The organism is Pseudomonas sp. PDM05 (genome assembly GCF_014851685.1).
GTDB lineage: Bacteria > Pseudomonadota > Gammaproteobacteria > Pseudomonadales > Pseudomonadaceae > Aquipseudomonas.
This window is the reverse complement of sequence record NZ_JACVAC010000007.1, coordinates 49,670-65,328: the sequence shown is the minus strand read 5'-3', so window position 1 is coordinate 65,328 and position 15,659 is coordinate 49,670. Positions and strand designations below refer to the sequence as shown.

The 15,659-nt window shown below is 58.2% G+C and carries 17 protein-coding genes and 1 pseudogene; 14 read left to right on the top strand and 4 right to left on the bottom strand.

The window, feature by feature from the left end:
- Positions 1–32: 32 nt before the first annotated feature.
- Together IB241_RS15520 and IB241_RS15515 are read left to right on the top strand one after the other, a co-directional pair.
- Positions 33–704 (top strand): response regulator, encoded by a 672-nt coding sequence (locus IB241_RS15520; RefSeq protein WP_010212220.1) that lies wholly within the window; start codon positions 33–35, stop codon positions 702–704.
- Positions 697–2,082, top strand: coding sequence for a sensor histidine kinase (locus IB241_RS15515; protein WP_192299169.1), 1,386 nt, complete (start codon positions 697–699; stop codon positions 2,080–2,082). The genes IB241_RS15520 and IB241_RS15515 overlap by 8 nt, the downstream gene beginning before the upstream one ends.
- Here IB241_RS15515 and IB241_RS15510 read toward each other — a convergent pair whose 3' ends face one another.
- The gene (locus tag IB241_RS15510; RefSeq protein WP_192299168.1) at positions 2,083–2,904 is read right to left on the bottom strand and encodes an HDOD domain-containing protein; all 822 of its coding nucleotides are present in this window, start codon (positions 2,902–2,904) and stop codon (positions 2,083–2,085) included.
- A gap of 36 nt (positions 2,905–2,940) precedes the next feature.
- Entirely contained in the window at positions 2,941–3,882 is a 942-nt protein-coding gene (locus IB241_RS15505) for a YgfZ/GcvT domain-containing protein (protein WP_192299167.1), read from the bottom strand.
- A gap of 140 nt (positions 3,883–4,022) precedes the next feature.
- Between IB241_RS15505 and IB241_RS15500 the strand changes: the two genes are divergently transcribed.
- A complete protein-coding gene (locus IB241_RS15500) occupies positions 4,023–4,277 on the top strand; it encodes a succinate dehydrogenase assembly factor 2 (RefSeq protein ID WP_014717362.1) in 255 nt (84 codons plus the stop codon).
- Positions 4,261–4,710 (top strand): hypothetical protein, encoded by a 450-nt coding sequence (locus IB241_RS15495; RefSeq protein ID WP_192299166.1) that lies wholly within the window; start codon positions 4,261–4,263, stop codon positions 4,708–4,710. Before IB241_RS15500 ends, IB241_RS15495 begins: the two co-directional genes overlap by 17 nt.
- Here the strand turns inward: IB241_RS15495 and IB241_RS15490 are convergent.
- Positions 4,679–4,870: pseudogene (locus tag IB241_RS15490) on the bottom strand (L-aspartate oxidase); the annotation flags it as partial. The gene IB241_RS15495 and the pseudogene IB241_RS15490 sit on opposite strands and share 32 nt — an antisense overlap.
- A 43-nt stretch (positions 4,871–4,913) precedes the next feature.
- On the opposite strand from IB241_RS15490, the gene IB241_RS15485 reads away from it, so the two are divergent.
- From IB241_RS15485 to IB241_RS15455, 7 genes are all read left to right on the top strand, one after another.
- Positions 4,914–6,353, top strand: coding sequence for a tyrosine-type recombinase/integrase (locus IB241_RS15485; protein WP_192299165.1), 1,440 nt, complete (start codon positions 4,914–4,916; stop codon positions 6,351–6,353).
- 209 nt (positions 6,354–6,562) lie between these two features.
- Positions 6,563–7,084 carry a hypothetical protein gene (locus IB241_RS15480; protein ID WP_192299164.1) on the top strand — a complete coding sequence of 174 codons (522 nt, stop codon included), beginning with the start codon at positions 6,563–6,565 and terminating at the stop codon, positions 7,082–7,084.
- A 715-nt stretch (positions 7,085–7,799) separates the two neighbouring features.
- A complete protein-coding gene (locus IB241_RS15475; protein ID WP_169839458.1) occupies positions 7,800–8,567 on the top strand; it encodes a Rha family transcriptional regulator in 768 nt (255 codons plus the stop codon).
- 172 nt (positions 8,568–8,739) lie between these two features.
- Positions 8,740–9,030, top strand: coding sequence for a hypothetical protein (locus IB241_RS15470; protein ID WP_169839456.1), 291 nt, complete (start codon positions 8,740–8,742; stop codon positions 9,028–9,030).
- 195 nt (positions 9,031–9,225) lie between these two features.
- Positions 9,226–9,654: a hypothetical protein gene (locus IB241_RS15465; RefSeq protein WP_225595517.1), complete on the top strand. Its 429-nt coding sequence runs from the start codon at positions 9,226–9,228 to the stop codon at positions 9,652–9,654.
- A 38-nt stretch (positions 9,655–9,692) separates the two neighbouring features.
- On the top strand, positions 9,693–10,736 hold the full coding sequence (locus tag IB241_RS15460) for a hypothetical protein (protein WP_192299163.1): 1,044 nt from the start codon (positions 9,693–9,695) through the stop codon (positions 10,734–10,736).
- Between the two features lie 162 nt (positions 10,737–10,898).
- Entirely contained in the window at positions 10,899–11,063 is a 165-nt protein-coding gene (locus IB241_RS15455) for a hypothetical protein (RefSeq protein WP_192299162.1), read from the top strand.
- 204 nt (positions 11,064–11,267) lie between these two features.
- Here the strand turns inward: IB241_RS15455 and nadB are convergent, their stop codons facing one another.
- Positions 11,268–12,872, bottom strand: coding sequence for an L-aspartate oxidase (gene nadB, locus IB241_RS15450; protein ID WP_192299161.1), 1,605 nt, complete (start codon positions 12,870–12,872; stop codon positions 11,268–11,270).
- Between the two features lie 463 nt (positions 12,873–13,335).
- On the opposite strand from nadB, the gene rpoE reads away from it, so the two are divergent.
- From rpoE to IB241_RS15435, 3 genes are read left to right on the top strand one after another with little or no spacing between them, the layout of a single operon-like run.
- The gene (gene rpoE / locus IB241_RS15445) at positions 13,336–13,917 is read left to right on the top strand and encodes an RNA polymerase sigma factor RpoE (protein ID WP_003172477.1); all 582 of its coding nucleotides are present in this window, start codon (positions 13,336–13,338) and stop codon (positions 13,915–13,917) included.
- Positions 13,918–13,949: 32 nt separating this feature from the next.
- Positions 13,950–14,537, top strand: coding sequence for a sigma-E factor negative regulatory protein (locus IB241_RS15440; protein WP_003172479.1), 588 nt, complete (start codon positions 13,950–13,952; stop codon positions 14,535–14,537).
- 15 nt (positions 14,538–14,552) lie between these two features.
- Positions 14,553–15,515 (top strand): MucB/RseB C-terminal domain-containing protein, encoded by a 963-nt coding sequence (locus tag IB241_RS15435; RefSeq protein WP_192299160.1) that lies wholly within the window; start codon positions 14,553–14,555, stop codon positions 15,513–15,515.
- Positions 15,516–15,659: the final 144 nt, after the last annotated feature.

Sequence of the window (15,659 nt, the reverse complement as noted above, 5' to 3'; positions counted from 1 at the left end):
GCGTCGACCACCCCTGAACGAGGTACAAATCCATGCGTGTCCTGTTGGTTGAAGACCACCTGCAACTCGCCGAAAGTGTTGCCCAGGCGCTCAAGAGCACGGGGTTGACCGTCGACGTGTTGCACGATGGCGTGGCCGCGGACCTGGCCTTGAGCAGCGAGGAATACGCGGCGGCGATCCTCGATGTGGGGCTGCCGCGCATGGACGGTTTCGAGGTGCTCGCACGCTTGCGGGCGCGTGGGAAAAATCTGCCGGTGTTGATGCTGACCGCGCGCAGTGATGTGAAGGATCGCGTGCACGGCCTGAACCTCGGCGCCGACGATTACCTGGCCAAGCCTTTTGAACTGACGGAACTGGAAGCGCGGGTCAAGGCGTTGCTGCGGCGCAGTGTGTTGGGCGGCGAGCGCCAGCAGGCGTGTGGTGTGTTGGTCTATGACCTGGATACCCGGCGCTTTACGGTGGGGGGCGAACTGATGACGTTGACGTCCCGCGAGCAGGCGGTGCTTGAGGCGCTGATTGCACGTCCGGGGCGGGTCATGAGTAAAGAGCAGCTGGCGTCCCAGGTGTTCGGCCTGGACGAAGAAGCCAGCCCCGATGCCATCGAAATCTACGTGCACCGCCTGCGCAAAAAACTCGATGGCCAGCCCATCGCCATCGTGACCTTTCGTGGCCTCGGCTACCTGCTGGAAGCGCGCGATGCATAAACCCAGCAGTTTGCGCTGGCGCCTGTTGTGGAACCTGGCGCTGTTGCTGGTGTTGTTGATGCTCGCCAGCGGCATGAGTGCCTACTGGAACGGGCGCGAGGCCGCTGACACCGCCTACGACCGCACCTTGCTCGCCTCGGCGCGGACCATCGCCGCCGGCCTGACCCAGGTCGACGGCACCCTCAGTGCCAACGTGCCGTATGTGGCCCTGGACACGTTTGCCTACGACAGCGCCGGGCGTATTTACTATCAGGTCAATGATATTGATCAGAAGCTGATTTCCGGCTACGAAAACCTTCCCGGCCCGCCACCCGGCACGCCGCGCACTGATGATTACCCGGCGTTGGCGCGATTCTACGACGCCACCTACCTGGGCCAGCCGGTGCGTGTGGTGAGCCTGCTCAAGGCGGTCTCCGAGCCAAACATGAACGGCATGGCGGAGATCCGCGTGGCCGAGACCGACGAAGCCCGTGTGAGCATGGCGCGCAGCCTGATGGCTGATACCTTGCTGCGCTTGGGCATGCTTGCCGTCGGTGCCTTGCTGTTGGTGTGGTTTGCCGTGAGCGCCGCGTTGCGCCCGCTGGAGCGTTTGCGCACCGCCGTGGAAGAGCGCCAGCCCGATGATCTGCGGCCGCTGCCGTTGGTGGAAGTGCAGCATGAATTCGGCCCGTTGGTGCGTTCGCTCAATCACTTCACCGAACGCCTGCGTGGCCAGTTCGAGCGCCAGGCACAGTTTATTGCCGACGCGGCCCACGAGCTGCGCACACCGCTGGCGGCGCTCAAGGCGCGCTTGGAGTTGGGCCTGCGTGCCGAAGACCCACCGACCTGGCGCAGCACCCTGGAAAGCGCGGCACAGGGCACGGATCGCCTGACCCATCTGGCTAATCAGCTGTTGTCGTTGGCGCGTATCGAAAACGGTGCACGGGCGATTGCCGAGGGCGGTGCGCAACTGCTCGATCTGAGCCAATTGGCCCGGGAGCTGGGCATGGCCATGGCGCCGCTGGCCCATGCACGCGGTGTGGCGTTGGCGTTGGAGGCCGATGAGCCGGTGTGGCTGCGCGGCGAGCCGACGCTGTTGAACGAGTTGTTGAGCAACCTGGTGGACAACGCCCTGGCCCATACACCACCGGGTGGCAATGTGATCTTGCGGGTCACGGCGCCGGCGGTACTGGAAGTGGAGGACGATGGCCCGGGCATCCCGCTGGATGAGCGCGACCGGGTCTTCGAGCGCTTCTACCGCCGCAGCCAGCAGGGCTTGGGCTCTGGCCTGGGGCTGGCGATTGTCGGCGAGATCTGCCGCGCGCACCTGGCGCAGATCAGCCTGCACGATGGCGAACTGGCGGGATTGAAGGTGCGGGTGAGCTTTATCGCCGGTTGATCAGTAGAACATCGAGCGTGCTTCATCCAGCTCGGCGCGCAGGGCTTCGCTGTACGGATCGACGCGTAGCTTCTTGAGCGCGGGGAGTGTGGAAACCACCACATCCGCCAAGGGGTGGTCGGTGCCGCGATGGCAATACAGCATGGCGATTTGCACCAGATCGATGTAGTCGAGGCTGGCGGAGTCACGTTCAAGGTTCAGGTATTGCCCCGGCAGGCTGGCCAGCATCTCCGGGAAATCCCAGCCGTGCAGCAGCTTGTCGCCGAGCAGTGGGTGGATGCTGTCGATCACGTGGTTGAGGGCGATCGGGTCCGATAGCAGTTCATAGTGGTCCTCGGCGTAGGTCAGGATCGGCAGCACACCGATCTGATGCACCAGGCCGCCAAGGGCTGCCTGGTCCGGCTTGAGCTGGCTGTGGCTGCGGCACAATGCATAGCTGACGCCTGCCACTTCGAGGCTGCGGCGCCAGACATCGCGCATCTTTTGTTCGACCGTTTCGGAGCGGGCGTGGAAGATCTGTTCCATCACCAGGCCGATGGCCAGGTTGCTGCTGTAGTTGGTGCCCAGCCGGGTGATGGCGGTGTGCAGGTCGGTGACTTCCTGGGTCGCACGCAACAGCGGGCTGTTGACCACTTTGATCAGGCGCGCCGACAGCGCGGTGTCGCGCCCGATCACTTTGCTCAAGTGGCTGATGCTGATTTCCGGGTCTTCGGCGGCCTGGCGAATTTGCAGCGCCACTTCGGGTAATGTCGGCAGAACCAGATCATCGTTGCCGATGGCCGTAATCAAAGCCTGTTGGACTTTTTCCGCCAGCTTGTTCATTCAGGATCTCTAGGGTGTTGCCAAAAGGTACGGCGATTAACGCTGGATCTCTCGATCGCGGTCGAGTGTGTATGGCAGGTCAAGCAGGTGCAGGGCGGGGCCTTCAAGGCTGCCTAGATGCACATCGCCACTATCGGCAGCTTCGGCTTGCAATACGGCCAGAAGTTCAATCGTCTGGTCAGCTTTTGCTGCAATCACCACTTCGCCGATCGAGCTGTTATGGCTGGGCGAAAACAGCGGGGTGCCTGGCTCGGGTGTTTCAAGCGTATCCAGGCGCAAACGGTACAGGCGGCGTTTGAGTTTGCCCAGGTACTGCATGCGCGCGACGATTTCCTGGCCGGTGTAGCAGCCTTTCTTGAAGCTGACGCCGCCGATGGCTTGCAGGTTGAGCATCTGCGGGATGAACAGTTCGCGGGTTTGCGCCATGACCTGGCCGATGCCGGCGCGGATCTGGCCCAGCAGCCATTCGTTCAGGTCGGTTTCTTGCGCTTGCGCAGCCAATTGGGCGCGCACGGTGTCGGCGTGCTCGACGGGCACCCAGAGCTCGGCGCGCTCGGGCGAAACCCGAATCGCGATCAAGTGCTCGGTGCGTGCAACGCTGTCGGTCTCGGCTGGCAGTTCAAGGCCGAGGGCGGTCAGTGCCGGATCCGCACCCATCAGGCCGAAACGCACCCAGGCGGCGCTTTCGTCGGTGAGTTTGGATTTGGAGAAGACGGCGTATTTCTTCAAGTCGGCCAGTTGCGGCTCCAGCAGCTCGGTGGCCATGGCCAGCAACACGCCGTCACCTTGCAGCAGGATGCGAAAGCTCGATTGCATGCGCCCTTTTTGCGTGCAGCGCGCGCCGAGGCTGGCCTGGGTATCGCTCAGGTAGTTGAGGTTGCAGGTCAGTTGCCCTTGCAGGAACTTGGCAGCGTCGGAGCCGCGGACGGCGAGAACGCCTTCGTGGGACAGGGGGCAGAAGAAAGCGGAGTCAGCCATGGGTCATCGCAGGTCAAAAAGTCATGGGTGCATCATAGAGGGGCGCCCGGCAAATGGATAGTTTCCGTATGGGGCGACCAAAGCCGACTGTTCGGGTGCGGCCGGGCCTGTATACTTGCCGCCTATTTGAGGAGCGTTCCATGGTCGAAGATGTTGAAATCAATCGCCTCTACTGGCACAGCCGTCGTGGCATGCTGGAATTGGACGTGTTGTTGGTGCCTTTTACCAAAGAGGTTTACGCGACGCTCAATCAAGTGGACCGCGACCTCTATGTGCGGCTGCTGACGTGCGAAGATCAGGACATGTTCGGCTGGTTCATGGAGCGCGCCGAATCTGAAGATCCGGAGCTGCAGCGCATGGTTCGGATGATTCTGGATCGTGTCCAGCCCAAGTAATCACGCCTTTGAATGCCGCTGGCAGGCCTCACGGCTGTTGCTGGCGGCGTATCTCCTTGCCCAGCTATTCGCGCTGGGTGCGCTTTTGTTGCTTGATCTGTCCTATTCCAGCCTTGGTCTGTTGGTGTGCCTGGCGCATGCCGCCTGGGTCTTGCCGCGTCATATCCTGCTGACTCACCGTTCGTCGATTCGTGGCCTGCGCCGCGACGCAGACGGTTGGCACCTGTTCAGCGCCGAGCGGGGTTGGCATAGCGTGCAGTTGCGCCCCGACAGCCTGGCGTTGCCGCTGATCGTGGTGCTGCGCTATCGCGTGCCGGGGCAGTGGTGGGTGCGTTCGATCTGTGTGCCGGGTGATTCGCAGGCAGCCGATGTGCATCGGCGCCTGCGGGTGCGCTTGAAGTTCAGTCGCCGTAGGTGGTTGGCACCAGGATAGTGTCGTGGGCTTCGGGCAGCATCTCGGGGTAGTCGAGGGTGTAGTGCAGGCCGCGGCTTTCCTTGCGTTCCATGGCTGAGCGGATCATCAGTTCCGCGACTTGGGCCAGGTTGCGCAACTCGATCAGGTCGCGGCTGACTTTGTAGTTGCTGTAGAACTCGACCCTTTGAGGCTAAACCCAATGGATACAGGGGTTTCAGCCGATGATCGTCAACCACCGCTCCCCAAGTGGGACAAACCTGTTACAAACTGCGCTCGCCAAGCCGTACCACTATCGCCGGTCTGGTCGCTATTACCTTCGCCTTCGCCCTCAAGGAACCGTTAAGGGCTTCTTCACGCTGTCACTCAGGACCACCGACAAGGCCACCGCAATGACCATCTCCGACGACATCCTCTCGACCCTCAAGGCTTACCACTTGGACAACCCCGAGGCGTCATGGGACGAACTCCGTGAGCGCTTGATTGAGTTCGCTGAGTACAACCTGACGATGGCACACGGTGACAGCTCACTGGTCGCTTACGAGATGATCAACGATGAGCATCACTTGGCGTTGCGTAAGGCATCCGCAAAGCTGCCCCTGAGCATCAATCAGCAACGAGCAGTCAGTAAGGCCCTTGAGATCCTTGAGGCCTCACAGGAGCGTATGCGGGGGCGTTCAGGGAAGCTGGTCGAGATCGTGAAGGACCTCAATGGTGAACCTTGTGGCACGCCTTTGGCCCTCTCCCTGCCTATATCTGTAAACGCTTCCCCAAGTCTTACCTTCAAGTCCCTTTCTGCTCTGTACATGGAGGAACGCAAAGACAGCATTCAGGCCAGCACCATGCGGGACGTGAAGTCATCGTGTGAGGCTATCAGCGTGATCCTTGGCGACTTGGACATGAAGAGCCACTCACGGGAGGACATGAAGAACCTTCGGGATAAGCTCCTTGAGGACCGCAGACCTTCGACAGTTAAGAAGCTGCTGACCCGGCTATCAACGGTCATGGATTGGGCTGTGAATAACGGTTACCTCGACAAGAGTTTCGACAAGGGTCTGAAGCCAACTAAAGGCGCTGACAGTTCCCGTGAGGCGCTCTCTCAGGCTCAGGTAAAGGCCTTGATGGCTCACGCTAACTCACTACCGGTGGACGCATGGCAGCGTTGGGCGTTGTCCCTTGGGGTCATCACCGGGGCCCGTATTGAGGAACTGAGGCAGTTGACCAAGGCTGACGTTAAGCAGGTGGGGACCGTGTGGGTCATCGACATCAATAGGAACGATGGCAAGACAGCGAAGACCAAGAATGCTCTGCGTGTAGTGCCGCTGACTGACGGTGCCTATGGGTTCGACCTTCAGGCGTTCCGTGAGTTTGTCGATAGCTCCGACTCCCGGCTGTTCACGTTGGGCGCTGGTCAGTTCTCGAACGTGCTTAATGGAGCCCTTAGGGATGTTCTGATCTTGAACGCTGATCGGACCCAGACCTTCCACTCGTTACGTCACTCGCTGGCCGGTGCCTTGAAGGCCGCTGAGGTCCCTGTGGGGACAGCCGAGTCGATTCTGGGCCATGCTTCAGGGTCGATCAGCTATGACCTGTACGGGGCTGGGAGTGCCGTTGAGGTGAGGCGAATGGCCGAGGCTCTGATTGAGGCATTATCAGAAGGCTGATCTGAAGCTCGCTGGTGCGTCGGCAGGCATCTCTCAGGCAATCTTAGGGCATAGCTCTGGATTGCTGGCGTTCGATCCCCACGGCGGCAATGCGAGCGCCTCAATGGTGCCAATGCTGAAAACTTTGCGGAATGTGAGATAGTTTGGCGATTTTGATGCATAGAAAGTTCTGATTTGAGAGTTTAAATTACTATTACGAGGATGGATTCTTGAATTCGCGAAATGAGACGAATGAGATCAAGTGGTTGTTGATCGACCAGATGGTTGATTTGACCTCTGCTGTTGCAATGGGCCGGGAAGTTCTGGGAAAGTATCGAGATGGCACTTATACGCTGGAACAAGTGGTCGGCAGATTACGGGTATGTAATCACAGTGTGATTCTTTCTCTTTTCAAATTGAATGAGGTGCGTGTTAATTATTCGCGACACCTTAATTCTCTGGATAAAAATATGGTGCAGCCGCTATATGACTGCGCGAAGGAAATTAAAAGGAGAAAGATTGACGTTTTCCGGAGTCGGCATGCTGCTCATATCTGGGATAGAGATGATAGACCCATTTCATTGATTGAAGGTGCTGCGCTGCTTCAAGAGATTACAGGGTCCGATAACTCTCAGGTTGATAGATTCTACGACTGGGTATGGAAGGATGGAGAGCCCTGTGTGGTGCTGATGATTGACGCTCTAATCAAATATCTGAAGACTGTTCCCGGTGGGGACGAACCTCGCTTTTGACTTAATGAATGCTCATTGCCGGATTTAAAAACCCTCACAATAACAGGGACAGATCACACCAACGTGGTTTCCCATCCAAGATGCCGTAAGGTCACCTCCAAGGTGGCCCTCTGCGGGCAAGGCGTGTACGTCCAGTGACCAACGCTACCTCTTAAGGTAGTCCAATATCCAAGACGCCACGACCACCAAGTGCAGCCTTAACGGGATCTGCGGGACCAGCATCAGGTCCACTGTAGCGATTCTGTCTGTTCACTTCGTGTGAGTAGACCCTTGATAGGTTTGGGCCTCCTATCTCTGATCGCACAGCACAGGGGCCTTTTAACTTAAAGACCTCTAAGAGCTTAAAGAGAACTTAAAGTTATTATTCTTTATAGATTAAACTAATAAGAAATAATACTTAAAGAGAATGGTCTAAAAGTTACCTTAAGGTTGATCGTTAAGGCCTTGGGTCTACCGTCGATGTCGTGGTGATGGAAGCGTGACCGTAACGGCTCATTGAGTCTCCGATATGACCAGATTAAAAACCCTCACAATAACAGAGACAGACCGCTCCGCTAATTGGTCTGCCTGGATTCCCCTACGCCCGTCGCTGGGCTTACATCAACGTCAAGTCTTTCTGAATGCTCCTTGAGCCATAGTCGATGCCCGTAGTGGGGCCTTGACGGTCGGCCTGTGGGAGCGAACTCAGGGAGCATTCAAAAAGGACACCACTACTATGTTTAACGGTATCAAAGAAATCACCATGACCACCATCGAGATTGCTGCGATGACTGGCAAGCGTCACGACCATGTGCTTCGAGATGTTGACCGGGTAATAGCACAAGTAGGAGCCCCCAAATCTGGGGCCACCGAATCGAGCTATGCCACTGCCCAAGGTAAAGTTCTCCGAATGCTGGTCTTGAAAAAGCATATGGTATTCACTCTTATCACCGGTTATGACACTGGGCTGCGGCACACTGTAGTCGGTCGATGGATCGAGCTTGAGCAGTCAGCTAACCCGGCGTTCGCTTCGCAGGCAATCACAGCCACACTGAATGACCTACAAACCCGAGTCGATGCTATGGCGCCTGCTTACGATGAACATGTCCGTAAGGGTCGTACATCTGGCTATACGTGGCGTGAAGCTTGCCGTTTGGCTGGCGTAGAGAACCCCGATAAGGTTCTCGCCATGCTGGTCGATAAGGGGCTTGCACGGCGCTCTAACGGGCTGACCTCTCTCGCTCCGAAGTTCATTGAGCGCGGTGATGCCAAGCGCGTGAGCAAGGCCAACAAGGCTATTCAACTGACCGGCCACCTCTTCAAGGTCACCCTCAAAGGTGTCGATGAATGGCTGCGACCGAATGCTGAGAACATCGCCAAGGCTCTGATCGAACACCGCAAGCCCCGACCTGTGGTCGACAATGACGGCTATGTGATCGACATAAAGGGCGAAGGCGCTGCTCGCATGACGACTGCCCACCTGCCGAAGGAGGTGACCCAATGAGCAGCCGCCCAATGAGCAACCGCCAGCGTCACCTACTTTGTTTGGGTCTGAAGCTAATGCTGGCCGGGGTCCCTGAAGACGAACGCCGCGCCATCATCGAGCGAAGGCTTCATTACTACCGTGAGGCTCGCAAGCGTCAGCGCTACCCGTATCACCAGCGGGAGCAACGCCTATGACTTTTGCTGACCAGCTCAACGCATTCTTTGTGTCCCCTTCAAGTCGAACCAAGCTGATCACCCTGCGCACAATCTGGCGTGATTGGCATGTTCGCGAACAGGTCGTCACCAGCGATGAACATGGTGTGGACTACCAGAAACTTATCGGGCACTTGAAGTCCACCAATCCGGTCATGGTCTCATTCGTTGAGTCCATCACTACAACAACCAGCATGAACCTCGATGCAGTAATGCGCGCCCCTATGCGAATCCCACTGACCCGCCAACCGATCACTTCCCCGCTTTAACTTACCGCCGTCCGCCATCGGCACCCGGATCACACCCGCCAAGCTACAGACCCGTGATCGCACTAACTAACCAAAACCCAGAAGATATTGATCATGACCTTGAGAGGCCCGTGCGGCTACTCCTTGCCATCTGGTCACGTTGCCTCTATGCGGCAAGGCCATGAATCAATGTCTCGATGTAGGAGACCCAACACCATGCAACTGAATATCCAGAAAGTCACCCCTGAAACCGTTGAAGTACAAGGTCAGGTCGTATCCCGTGCGTATGCCGAGGGCGTCATGCTGGCGACTCTGATTGCCACCGCTGGGAGCAGCAAGCCAGCCCAAGAGGCAATCGTAAGCCAATACCTGGACGCTGGTCTGAGCGCTGCTACCTTCCCGGCCATCGTGAGGTCCATCGAGACCCGCAAGTTGGCCGCTGAGCGTGAACATGCAGAGCGCCTCAAAGAAGCTCGTGAGCATGCAGAGCGCTTCAAGTCCTACGAGTCCACCCCTTTGGACGAAGCGCGTCGCCGTGCCAAGCGTGAAGACCGTGAGCGCAAGTATCAAGACATGGGCCGCGCTATCCGCAGTGCCAATGGTCGTAGCGACTTCTCGTCTGGCAACTGGCTCGACAACAACTAAGCCTGTCCTTTCTCAACTTATTTCAGGAGACCCATCTCATGTCCAACCCATCCAAATCTACAGATCACCGCGACCAACGCGACCGCTACACCGCGCCGACTTCCTATGAGACCGCCGTATGGGGCAATGGCGGTAACCTTCAGTTCACCACCCAGGCCTCTATGGGCGCCCAGGCGACTGACTCAAGTGTCCTGGCTCAGGTCATCACCCAAGCCATGGACGAATTCTTCAATGGTGGCGAGTGGCAGGATAACGCTGCCGATGCTATTCCCTGTGAGTTCCGCCCGAAAGGAACCGAGCCGACCCCTGTGCAATTGGTCAACATGGTCAATCGTAACCTTGAGTTCGATCCTCGCCAGTCGATCTACGACACCTCGACCATCGCCAAGGGCGAAGCGGTTGCCGGTGACTTCATCTTCACTGAGCCGACCAATACCGCTGCGTTCTTCTCGCACCGCTTCACCCTTCTGGATGCCCACGTTGTTGCTGGCTTCACTGGCAACGGCATGGAGCAGATGATGGACAAGATGCTGGCCGACTTCGAGAAGGCCTGTGGTTCTACCGTTGTGGACATCCTCATTAAGTCCCCAAGCACCGAAGCCAAGGAGGTCACCATTGCGGGCACCACTCCGCGTGATCGTGCTGAGGACTGGATCGACGCTTTGACCATGAGCATTAACCAGTCGGTAGGTAACTCTCTGAGCGACTTCGTGTTGCTGATGCACATGACTGAGCAGGCAATGCTTGAACGTGCGGGCCAGCGCGCCGGTGTCGAGTCCATTGAGGACCTGTTGGGTTGCAGCACCCAGTTCTATTCTGGGGCTGACCGTGGCGTCTTCATGCTGCCTAAGGGCTTTGCCTCGCTGTCGTTCCGCCATAACCAAGAGGGCGACGTATGGAAGATCCTGGCGAGCCGTAACGCTGGCGTACAGGGCTGGGACTTTGAGGTGAGCGGTGTGGCTGACGTAATGGCTCAGGCCAAGGTCAGGATCAAGTTGGCAAACCCAGCGGACCCTACTGAGAAACTTCAGGTCGAGACCGTAGACTTCCCGTTGATCACCCGTGTAGTCGCCAAGCCGTAACACCCGCTGTATCCATGAGGTCCGTAACGGGCCTCGTGGGCTGGCCTGAGTGCCTATCTAAACTGATGGACCTTCAGGTGAGCCCATGTGAAATGCGTTGCTATGCAAAATGTGCAGGGCAATGACCCACGTTCTTTATCAGACTTCACGTAGGAGACCGCTATGGCCGCCAAGAAACAATGGTTGGCCGTCCTAAAGGCTATCGTCGTGTCGAAAGCCACATGGAAGCTGGTCGGCACCGTAGCGGTTCTTTATGGCTGCGCTCATGGCGAGCTAATCGCTGGGCTGGTCGGAGAGGTTATAGCGGACGTGTCGGGAGCCCTTTAAGGATCTGACAGAAATTTCTGAGTGACCACCTGTAACTACTAACCTGCGCGCTTACCCCCGTAGGCCCCCGCACGCTCGCTCAGGCGCACGATAGGGACCCTTGCGGGCAGGCGATAAGGACCCCAGCGTTGGGACAAATGTGCGCCAAAGCTGTTACAAAACGGGGTCCTATGGTGCTACGCTAAGGTCTCCTAACGTGCCTCATCAGGTCGGTGTAAGGATCGTATCCTTCGCCTCTGGCAGCATCCCTGGATAGTCCAGCGTGTAGTGCAGACCCCGAGATTCCTTACGTTCCATGGCAGACCTGATCATCAGTTCCGCTACTTGAGCAAGGTTCCTCAATTCAATCAGGTCTCTGCTTACTCGGTAGTTGCTGTAGAACTCGTCGATCTCATCCAGCAACAGCCGGACCCGGTGCTGCGCGCGTTGCAGGCGCTTGTTGGTACGCACGATCCCCACGTAGTCCCACATGAAGCGCCGCAGCTCGTCCCAGTTGTGGGCGATGATCACGTCTTCGTCCGAATCGGTGACCTGGCTTGCGTCCCAGCGGGGCAGGGCATCCGGCACGGGGATGCGTGGCAGTTGTTCGAGGATGTCCGCCGCCGCCGAGCGGGCGTAGACGAAGCATTCGAGCAGCGAGTTGCTGGCCATGCGATTGGCGCCGTGCAGGCCGGTGAAGCTGGTTTCGCCAATCGCATACAGGCCGGGCACGTCGGTGCGGCCATTTTGGTCGACCATTACGCCGCCGCAGGTGTAGTGCGCGGCCGGGACGACCGGGATCGGGCCTTTGGTGATGTCGATGTTGAAGGCCAGGCAGCGTTCGTAGACGGTGGGGAAGTGGGTCTTGATGAAGGCTTCGGGTTTGTGGCTGATGTCCAGGTACACGCAGTCGATACCCAGGCGCTTCATTTCATGGTCGATGGCGCGGGCGACGATGTCCCGTGGGGCCAGTTCGGCGCGCGGGTCGAAGCGTTGCATGAAGCGTTCGCCGTTCGGCAGTTTCAGGTGTGCGCCTTCGCCGCGCAGGGCTTCGGTGATCAGGAAACTCTTGGCCTGCGGGTGGTACAGGCAGGTGGGGTGGAACTGGTTGAATTCCAGGTTCGCCACCCGACAGCCCGAACGCCAGGCCATGGCGATGCCGTCGCCGCAGGCACCGTCAGGGTTACTGGTGTAGAGGTAGACCTTGGCCGCGCCGCCCGAAGCGAGAATGGTGAAGCGCGCACCGTAGGTGTCGACTTCGCCGCTGCCACGGTTGAGCACATAGGCGCCGAGGCAGCGATCGCCTTCCAGGCCCAGGCGTTTTTCGGTGATCAGGTCGACGGCGACGCGTTGCTCCAGCAATTCGATGTTGGGGCGTTGGCGGGCTTGGTCGAGCAGGGTCTTGAAGATCGCGGCGCCGGTGGCGTCGGCGGCGTGGATGATGCGACGGTGGCTGTGGCCGCCTTCACGGGTCAGGTGGAATTCGAAACCGCCGTCATCGCTGCCCGCGTGTTCATCGCGGGTGAACGGCACGCCCTGGTCGATCAGCCATTGGATCGCCTCGCGGCTGTGCTCCACGGTGAAGCGCACCGCGTCTTCATGACACAGGCCGCCGCCGGCGTTGAGGGTGTCTTCGACGTGGGATTGCACGGTGTCGGTGTCATCCAGCACGGCAGCGACGCCGCCCTGGGCCCAGAATGTCGAGCCGTTGGCCAGGTCGCCCTTGCTCAGGACCGCAATGCGCAGATGGCTGGGGAGGGTCAGCGCCAGACTCAAGCCGGCCGCGCCGCTACCGATCACCAGGACATCGTGTTGAAACTGTTGGCTCATTAGAAGGATTCCGCAAAAAGCGATCCAAAGGGCAGGCGCAGACAGGACGCCTGGATCGGCGAATCAAAGGGGCACACGGGCTACTAGTATATAGAGGGGGGGAGCGGCACAATAGCCGGGCATTCGTGGCAATGTGAGATTACGGTGCACGGCTCGGGTAAAATCAGCTGGTTATTGAAGCGGGAACTTTTTGCATAAGCCTCGACTCAATAGCAGGTTGCCCGAAAGCTGGGAAAACGTTGAGTTTATTGGCCCGTCGGGAGCATTGGACGCGTCAGAAAACCGGCGACAAGATTATTCGCGCAGCCGGCGTTGCCCGTGCTGCGTTTTTCGTGTGTGCCAAATCAGTGCGTGCCGGAAACTTGCTTGAAGGGGGAGAACTTTTGCGAAAAGACCGAGTCTATGTTTGCAAGCCTGATCGTTTAGTTATGCAAGCCTCCTTCAAGTACAACGAGGAGTGTTCATGCTAACCCAGGAAGAGGATCAGCAGCTGGTCGAGCGCGTTCAACGCGGCGACAAGCGAGCTTTTGATCTGCTAGTGCTGAAATACCAGCACAAAATTCTCGGGTTGATCGTGCGGTTTGTGCACGACACCCATGAAGCGCAGGACGTTGCACAGGAAGCCTTTATCAAGGCGTACCGTGCACTAGGCAATTTCCGCGGTGACAGTGCGTTTTACACGTGGCTGTACCGCATCGCCATCAACACGGCGAAGAACTATCTGGTCTCTCGCGGACGCCGCCCACCGGATAGTGATGTTAGTTCAGAAGATGCTGAATTTTACGATGGTGATCACGGCCTCAAAGATCTCGAGTCGCCGGAGCGTGCATTGCTGCGCGACGAGATCGAAGGCACCGTTCATCGCACCATTCAGCAACTGCCAGAAGATTTGCGTACGGCGTTAACTTTACGTGAATTCGATGGTCTGAGTTACGAAGACATTGCGAGCGTCATGCAGTGTCCGGTGGGGACTGTAAGGTCACGGATTTTCCGGGCCCGGGAAGCCATCGATAAAGCCTTGCAACCGTTGTTGCAAGAGAACTAAAGACAGCGGCGACAGCCAAGAGAGGAACCGCCATGAGTCGTGATGCCCTGCAGGAATCGCTGTCCGCAGTGATGGATAACGAAGCGGATGAACTGGAACTTCGTCGAGTGCTCAACGCATTTGATGACGCCGAAACCCGTGATACCTGGTCTCGTTACCAAGTCGCTCGGGCGGTGATGCACAAGGATCTTCTAATCCCTCGTCTGGATATTGCTGCGGCCGTTTCTGCCGCTCTGGCTGATGAAGCCGTTCCGGCAAAAGCTGCACGTGGTCCATGGCGTAGCCTGGGTCGCCTGGCAGTCGCTGCCTCGGTGACTGTTGCAGTGCTGGCGGGTGTTCGCCTGTACAACCAGGACGAAATCGCCGGTGCCGAACTGGCTCAGCAGACCCAGCAGCCGGTCATGGCCGGTCCGCAAGTCAAAGGCCCAGCGGTATTGGCCGGCTACAAGGAAAGCTCTGACACCACCGGCCCGATGGCCAACGGTGTACTGCAAGGCCAATCCGGCTGGCAGGACCAGCGTCTTCCAGGCTACCTGCGCCAACACGCACAGGAATCGGCTCTGAAAGGCACTGAAAGCGCGCTGCCTTATGCTCGCGCCGCAAGCCTGGAAAACCGCTGATTCGTAAGGAGCTCTATGCGCGCCATACCGCTCCTTACGCTTTTGCTCAGCAGTTGGTTTGCACTCCCCGCCCACGCCGACGAAGCCCAAGACTGGCTGACTCGACTTGGGCGTGCAGAGCAGCAGCAAAGCTTTCAAGGTACGTTCGTCTACGAGCGTAACGGCAGTTTTTCCACCCATGACATCTGGCATCGTGTCCAGGATGGTCAGGTCCGTGAGCGGCTCTTGCAGCTCGATGGCTCTGCCCAGGAAGTCGTGCGGTTGGACGGCCGTACTCAGTGTGTCAGCGGCACCCTTGTCGCAGGCCTTGGCAATTCGCGTGATGCACCGTCACGTGCGCTTGATCCGCAAAAACTCAATGAATTCTATGAACTGGCCGTCATCGGCAAGTCCCGCGTGGCCGGTCGTAATGCAGTGATCGTCTCGATCACGCCCCGTGACCAATATCGTTACGGCTTCGAGCTGCACCTGGACCGTGATACCGCCTTGCCACTCAAGTCCCTGCTGCTCAATGACCAGGGGCAGTTGCTGGAGCGTTTTCAGTTCACGCGTTTAAATACGTCGACCGTGCCGGGTGATCGCGATTTGCAACCCAGCAGCGAATGCACGCCTATCGCCGCAGCTGGCGCTAGCGCGCCGCAAGTCCCGACAACCGAGAACTGGCATATGGAATGGTTGCCGCCGGGGTTTCAACTGACCAATAGTGCAGCGCGCACCGATACCCAGACGAAAGCAACGGTCGATAGCCTGATGTATGAAGACGGGCTGGCGCGCTTCTCGGTATTTCTTGAGCCGATCAACGATGCAAGCGTCACTGAAACCCGCACCCAATTGGGGCCTACAGTCGCCGTCTCGCGGCGCCTGAACACGGTGGACGGCGAGATGATGGTGACGGTTGTCGGCGAAATTCCGATCGGTACTGCTGAACGCATCGCACTGTCGGTGCGCGGCGAAAAAAAGACCGCCGCCCAGCCGTGAGTTGTTAATCCTATGTTCATCCTGAGCTTTCAATGTTAAGCCCATGCCGGGTCGGTTGCCGAGAGCATGAAATGAATGGATCAGCATTTTCACTTGCAAAAATCCCCCATGTTTTTTATAGGTCAGGGCTTGTCGGCTCTGGCC